This window comes from Sporosarcina luteola (genome assembly GCF_023715245.1).
In the GTDB taxonomy this organism is placed as follows: domain Bacteria; phylum Bacillota; class Bacilli; order Bacillales_A; family Planococcaceae; genus Sporosarcina; species Sporosarcina luteola_C.
This window is the reverse complement of record NZ_JAMBNV010000005.1, coordinates 142659-149342: the sequence shown is the minus strand read 5'-3', so window position 1 is coordinate 149342 and position 6684 is coordinate 142659. Positions and strand designations below refer to the sequence as shown.

Sequence of the window (6684 nt, the reverse complement as noted above, 5' to 3'; positions counted from 1 at the left end):
AGGATAGCGCTCAAGACGCCTTGATTGACGGCATAATGCAGTGCGAATCGCAAGTAGTCAATCTACACGCGTAGACGCTGAAGTAGCAGAGCCTTTGGACGCGGGTTCGACTCCCGCCGTCTCCATAAGAAGCCAGTGAGCATTGATGCCACTGGCTTTTCTCATGAACTGGAATACTTTTGGCATAATCATGATGTGAATTGAAGAATATGCACAAGTTTGAAATCATCTTCTATAGGTAAAAGGTATACTTCATTAAACTAAGGTCATTATATTTAATATAGACGAGAAAAGAAAAGTAGGTGAACAAATTGGGGAAATATCAATTAGATAACAAAGGTAAAGCGGCTGTGACAAAGTATCATGAAAAAAACCAGCCGGCCAAATTTGATAAAAAGCAGCACCTGGAAAAATTACGTGCGGAGTATTTGAAGAAAAAAGAAAAAACAAAAACAAACAGAAAAATAATAGTATGAATGAAAACATAGGAAGAATAAAATCTTCCTATGTTTTTTTAATCTAGGCTCTCTTCTTCAAATTAAATGGTAGGTATTACAAATAGAAGCTAGGCTATTAGGAGGAGAGGGCCTATTCCTTAGTTGTTAATACCATGACACACAATATAATGGAGAGGATTTTTAAGCAGTCCCTAAAAGGTATTAATTTTACAATTATAGTGAAAGACTGAAGAGTATATACAGATGGCTTGGAGGCGAGAGAATGAAGAAGGCAGAACTTATAAAAATTATTAATGAAAAGTTCAACGATCTAGATTCTATCCTTATTGAAGAGTTAAGTGAAATATTTAATCAGGATAACGAGCAGTTACGGAATGAGGCACTCTTAAGGGCAATGCATAGCGAACAATTTGAAGTAGACTTTAAAATACCTCTAGAGAAGGTCATCAGGGATTTAGCTGTATGGACAACACAAAAAATCTTTCGTAGTGGTACTATCGAAGATCTTCATGCAGGTGAATATAGCTTTGAAGACTACGAGAATATTCCTCCCAACACCCCTGTAGAACAAATTAGTCAGCTAACGGATGATAACATGATGATACTGAATAAGGAGTTAGTTGATAAAATAGGATTTATGTTTACGCTGTTTTCAAGAGCGGAGTATTTTAAGTTTGCAAATTTTATTAGTGGCTACAGACTTTACGGAACTGAGTGGGATAAACCAAACATTGAAGTTGTAGAATCAAATTATTATAACTATCTATTGTTGATAACGGGAATGGAGAAGTATTTAGATAAGTAAAAGGGAACACTTAGCTCCCTTCCTCTACATAGTGATATGGAACAGTAAGTAAAAGAAGCATGGATTCTCCGGTTGGAGAGAGCATGCTTCTTTTTTGTTTATCGATTGTGTCGATTAATTAAATCAATGAAAGCATCTACGAAGGTCTGTAAGAACTCTGCAGTCCCTTCATTCAACTTTCCATTCTCATCGAATAACTCTGGAGAGTTTGCAAGGTACGCTTCAGGCTGTTGCACGACTGGCATATTTAAAAATACAAGGCTTTGACGTAAATGATGGTTCGCGCCAAATCCACTTAAATTACCAATAGACTGGCTAATGACTGCTGCTGGCTTGCCATCCCAAGCACTTTGCCCATAAGGACGTGATCCCACATCTAACGCATTTTTCAATGCTCCAGAGATTGAACGGTTATACTCAGGTGTTACAAAAAGTACAGCATCACTTTCTTTAATGGCGTTTCGGAATGTCGTGTACTCTTCAGGAACATTGCTTTCTGTATCAATATCTTCGTTATAGAGTGGAAGATTTCCGATTTCTACGAGTTGAGTTTCATAGCCCTCAGGAAATAACTCTCCTACACTTTTAGCAATTTTTGTTGAGAACGATTCCTTTCGTAAACTACCACTGATCAATGCGACTTTAACCATTTTTAATCACCAATCCTTGTGTAAGTATATTAGGAAAATTCCATCCCATCTATTAATTTATCGTGATAGTTAAGTCAAACAAGTTGATTCAAAATTTGCAAACACTTTACCATTCATTTAAGATGCTAAATGATTAAGAAGAATTCGACTTAGCAATTCATTTTCTTCTATAAATTGATATGTTTTTGCCGAACTGTTTTACAGTATTTATTGAATACTCATTTGATTATCCTTACAATGTACCTATATGCTTCAATTTAAATAGTATATTAGAAGGTTATGATTGTGGCGGCTAGTTTCGATTATGTAAAATAGGTTACTGAAAGTGTTACTCTATTTAAATTATGAACTAATTTAATATTAGGTTAATAGTAAAAAAATAGTAAGACCATGAGAAATTATATCGAATTTTATGATTACTGTAAATGAAACGTACATTCCCACGTCTTTAGATTGCCTATAAACAATATAGTGAGGTATAGATAATGATAGATATTCCATTTTATATAAAACCGTTAATTGGAAAGGTAACAACATTTATTAGCGGAACTTTGATAGAACAATGGAGGATTAAAAGGAAACTACAAAAGATAAAACACTTTAAGAGAGAATATGAAGACACTTTTATTGATTCTAATGCGTTCCAAAAATTTTTAAATGATGAAAAGAATGGACTTTTGATATTCAATTATGTATTTGGTGCTACTTTTATATCGATTGATAAGGAAGCGTTTATAAAGCAATTATCTAATCTAGCAATTAATGAGATAAATAATTACAGAAAATCTGTCCAACTAGAAGAAATAGATAATCATCCACTTATAAAACAATATCTTTATGATTTGATTACATATCTTGAGGACCATAGAGATAATAGTTTTAATTCAAAAGAAATGAATATTTTATCCAACATTCATAATAGCATCATAGAAAGTAATAACAGTCTAAAAGAGTATTTTGAAAATAACTTAGTGGATATTCAAGAAAGAGCTTATTTGGAAAAGTATAACGACGAATATTTAGAAAAAATATTAAACCGTAACATAATGGATTTAGGCAAAAGATATATATCTGAGGCGAATGTAGAGACGAATTTTAATATAATATTTGATTCTTTAGTGACTAGTGAGGTTATTTTTCAGAAATTTAGTGTAGTGATAGACAATCTACAAATTGGCATTAAAGAGTTTGGTGAAGTATTCAATAAATATAAAGAGCAACTGGGGTACCTTAATATAAACTTTATTGATGAATTCTTTGAATATTTAAACAGTGTTGATCTTAGGGATAAAGAATTTTATGAATATGAAAATTTTAACTATCTTATTGAAAAGATTAACGGCCTTATGGCAGAGATTGAAGGGGTTAGATACAAGTTATATGAAGAAGGGAACAAGAACGCCAGGGAAAAATTAACTAATCCAATTTACAAAATAAATATATATGAAAAAGAATTTAATGAGTATATAAACTCAGTAAAGCCAGTTTTAATTAATGAGCCATATTTATTAATATATGGAGATGCAGGGATAGGTAAATCTCATTTGTTGGCTGATAATGCTAAAAGATTGCAGCAAGAAGGCCATAGTGTTTTTCTGGTATTAGGCCAACATCTAAATAGTCACGATCATCCTTTCAAACAAATCTTTGATTTGATTGATTATAAAGGATCTAAAGAATCTTTTCTAAAGGAATTTGATAATAGAGCAAAACATAAAAATAAGAGAACTGTAATAATCATAGATGCTTTAAATGAGGGAGAAGGTAAATATTTTTGGAAAAATTACTTATTGAACTTTTTGAATACAATAAGGGAATTTGAAAATATCGCTGTAGTCTTGTCAGTCAGAAGTAACTATATTAGAAGTGTAATACCTGAAAATATTGAGGTGGATTTTCCGTTACATAAAATAGAACACAGTGGATTTAAGAATTTAAGTTTGGATGCATTAGAGCCCTTTTTTAATTATTATAAAATAAATCCATTAGTATTTCCATCATTAGAAAATGAGTGTTATAACCCTCTATTCTTGCAAATATATTGTGAAGCATTCCAAGAAGAGTATGCAGGTTATAGAGGTTGGAGTATAGTTGAGGTGTTAGAAAGGTTTATAGTAAAGGTTAATAGTAGGCTATCAATAGATCAAAGATTTTCTTATACTGACTCTTTAAACCTGGTTGATAAAATATTGAAAGAAATTGCTGCGAAATTTATTGAGAATAAATTTTATAGCATTGAATTAAGTGAACTATATGAAATAATAAATAGTGTTGCTAGTCCATACACGATGGGTTATCGAGAATTGGTTTTAGGATTGCAAGAAGAAAATATATTGACAATTAATTCAGGGTATCGTGGCGAAAGTTTAGTATATTTCACGTATGAAAGATTTGCGGATATATATATATCGCTAGTTTTATTAGATCAATATAGTCATAATTGTAATCTCTTTGAGGATATGCTTGCTTCAGACAATCAATTTTATTATGGGGTCTACGAGAGCCTCTCAATAATTGTTCCCGAAAAACTAAATAAAGAATTCGTGGATTTATTTGACAGTAGTATTATAACTTTTGATATAGCTGAAGCCTTTGTTCGAGGAATATCATGGAGGAATATACAGAATACTGATGAAAGAACTTTAGAATTGATACACTTATGTTTAAGTCAAGAAGATATTGATTTACAAAGTTTAGTATATGAAAGTTTGTTAAAGCAGTCTTACATGATTGGATCCCCTTTAAATGCAAACTTTTTACATGATAAACTTTATTCTTTATCTATGCCAATAAGGGATGGAAGTTGGACTATCTCTATAAATAATAATTCAGAAGTGCCTAAACGACTTGTCGAAATTATTTTAAATAAAAATTTGAGTTTTAAACACTTCGATCACGAAAATTTTGAATTGCTTTCATTGAGCATTATTTGGCTGTTTACCAGTTCAGATCGGAATTTAAGAGACATATCTACCATAGCACTAGTAAAACTATATATGGAAGAACCATCAATCATATTAAAGAATATTAATCAGTTTATTGATGTTAACGACCCATATGTATTGGAAAGAATGCTAGCAAGTACCTATGGCGCAATACTTAGAATAAATGAGGTTCCAGACTTAGAGAAAATAATTGATATTATTTATACTAAAATATTCGAACAAGACGAAGTTTATCCGCATGTACTAATCAGAGATTATGCGAGAGGAATTATTTTATTAGCCATCAATAAAGATATTATTAATATTGATCGTTTTGCAAAAATTAATCCTCCCTATTCTAGCAAATGGTATGAACGAAATTATACATTACAAGATGTAGATAAAAAACTAATTGAAATGCAGCAACTAGCTAATACAGAATTTTGCGGATTTCATGAAATAACTAGATCTATGACAACTGAATATGGAAGAGGAACAGGAGCTTATGGAGATTTTGGAAGATACACCTTTGGTAGTGCACTATATGATTGGAGAAATCAATTTAATGATCAGGATTTAAGTAATATTGCTACAATGAGGATTCTCGAATATGGCTATAATGAAGAACTACATGGTTATTATGATAAGCAACTAATAAATTATGATAGACATGGAAATTCCATAGAGAGAATAGGCAAAAAGTACCAATGGATTGCTTTATATGAGATGGTGGCTAAATTAACAGACAACTGGCCTGTGTACAAAGAGAAAAAGTTATATACTCCTGAATATGAAAAATATAAGAGATTAGAAAGTGAGAAATTCTCTCTATTTATTGATAGCCTTATAAAAGGTGAATCTGAGAATAATAAGGAGTTAGTCGATGAAAAAAATGAAGAAACTTTAAACGAAGAAGAGCACATACTAGAGATTGAAAAGGAATATTACAAGAAATACAATGGACCGTGGGAACCGTTTTTAAGAAATATTGATCCGAGCTTGTTAGAGTACCCAATAAAAGATAATGATTTATACTTAATAAGGAACTACTTGCCGAATAAGCCCAATAAAATTTGGGCGCAAAGTCAAGATGAATTTAATATACTTGATGAATTTATATATATTGAGTATGAAGGCAATAAGTATATTTCATTAGGCCAATTGCTGATCCAGAAAAGAGAAAATGGTAAAAAGTTTGTTGATAGAGATGAATTTTGTATAAAGTCAAAAGCAGTTATTATAGGAGACAAGGATAAGGAAAAATATATCTCGAGTAAATTAAAGAATAAAAAGAATATTAGTGTATCTTGGGCAAATACATATAGTATTTTTGCATTTGAATATTTTTGGCATCCTTCCTTCTCAGATCTATATTATAAAGAGGACAATGAGGGTGTTGAGTGCGAAGATGCGATATGGGAATACAGGTGGGAGTCAAATATTAATTATACTACGAGCGAAAGAACTTCTTGTAGTTACCTTTTACCAAATGCGAATTTGGTTAGTTTTTTTGAATTAAAACAAATTACTGAAGGAGTATGGAAGGATAAGGATGACAATTTAGTTACGTTTGATGCTCAGTACATGGGATATGATAGCAACTTGTTATTCCGAGCAGATTATTTTACTAAATATTTAAGAGAAAATAACCTAGCAATAGTATGGAATTTTTATATGGAGAAGACTTCTGAGCGCAGTAGAAAAGAAGAATGGTTCCTATGTTGGTCTGAAATTGGAGCTGATATAGAACACGCTATATTGGATCAATATAAGGTATTAGAAATGGAAGATAGATTTTAATTTAACGAGGTAAAGATTTTTTTGATACAAAAGCGGCATATGATATG

At 31.4% G+C, this 6684-nt stretch carries 4 protein-coding genes and 1 other RNA gene; 4 read left to right on the top strand and 1 reads right to left on the bottom strand.

Annotated elements, in window-relative coordinates:
• The 3 genes from ssrA to M3152_RS16655 form a co-directional block, all read left to right on the top strand.
• Nucleotides 1–128, top strand: a transfer-messenger RNA (tmRNA) gene (gene ssrA, locus M3152_RS16665); the annotation flags it as partial.
• A gap of 183 nt (nucleotides 129–311) precedes the next feature.
• Nucleotides 312–476 carry a hypothetical protein gene (locus tag M3152_RS16660; protein WP_251696861.1) on the top strand — a complete coding sequence of 55 codons (165 nt, stop codon included), beginning with the start codon at nucleotides 312–314 and terminating at the stop codon, nucleotides 474–476.
• 244 nt (nucleotides 477–720) lie between these two features.
• A complete protein-coding gene (locus M3152_RS16655) occupies nucleotides 721–1263 on the top strand; it encodes a hypothetical protein (protein ID WP_251696859.1) in 543 nt (180 codons plus the stop codon).
• Between the two features lie 98 nt (nucleotides 1264–1361).
• Here M3152_RS16655 and M3152_RS16650 read toward each other — a convergent pair whose 3' ends face one another.
• A complete protein-coding gene (locus M3152_RS16650; protein WP_251696857.1) occupies nucleotides 1362–1913 on the bottom strand; it encodes an NADPH-dependent FMN reductase in 552 nt (183 codons plus the stop codon).
• 485 nt (nucleotides 1914–2398) lie between these two features.
• On the opposite strand from M3152_RS16650, the gene M3152_RS16645 reads away from it, so the two are divergent.
• Nucleotides 2399–6637 (top strand): ATP-binding protein, encoded by a 4239-nt coding sequence (locus M3152_RS16645; RefSeq protein WP_251696855.1) that lies wholly within the window; start codon nucleotides 2399–2401, stop codon nucleotides 6635–6637.
• Nucleotides 6638–6684: the final 47 nt, after the last annotated feature.

Excerpts from the sequence above, each read along its gene's own strand:
- M3152_RS16650 (WP_251696857.1), bottom strand. The coding sequence starts at position 1,913 with ATGGTTAAAGTCGCATTGATCAGTGGTAGTTTACGAAAGGAATCGTTC.
- M3152_RS16645 (WP_251696855.1), top strand. The coding sequence starts at position 2,399 with ATGATAGATATTCCATTTTATATAAAACCGTTAATTGGAAAGGTAACA.
- M3152_RS16655 (WP_251696859.1), top strand. The coding sequence starts at position 721 with ATGAAGAAGGCAGAACTTATAAAAATTATTAATGAAAAGTTCAACGAT.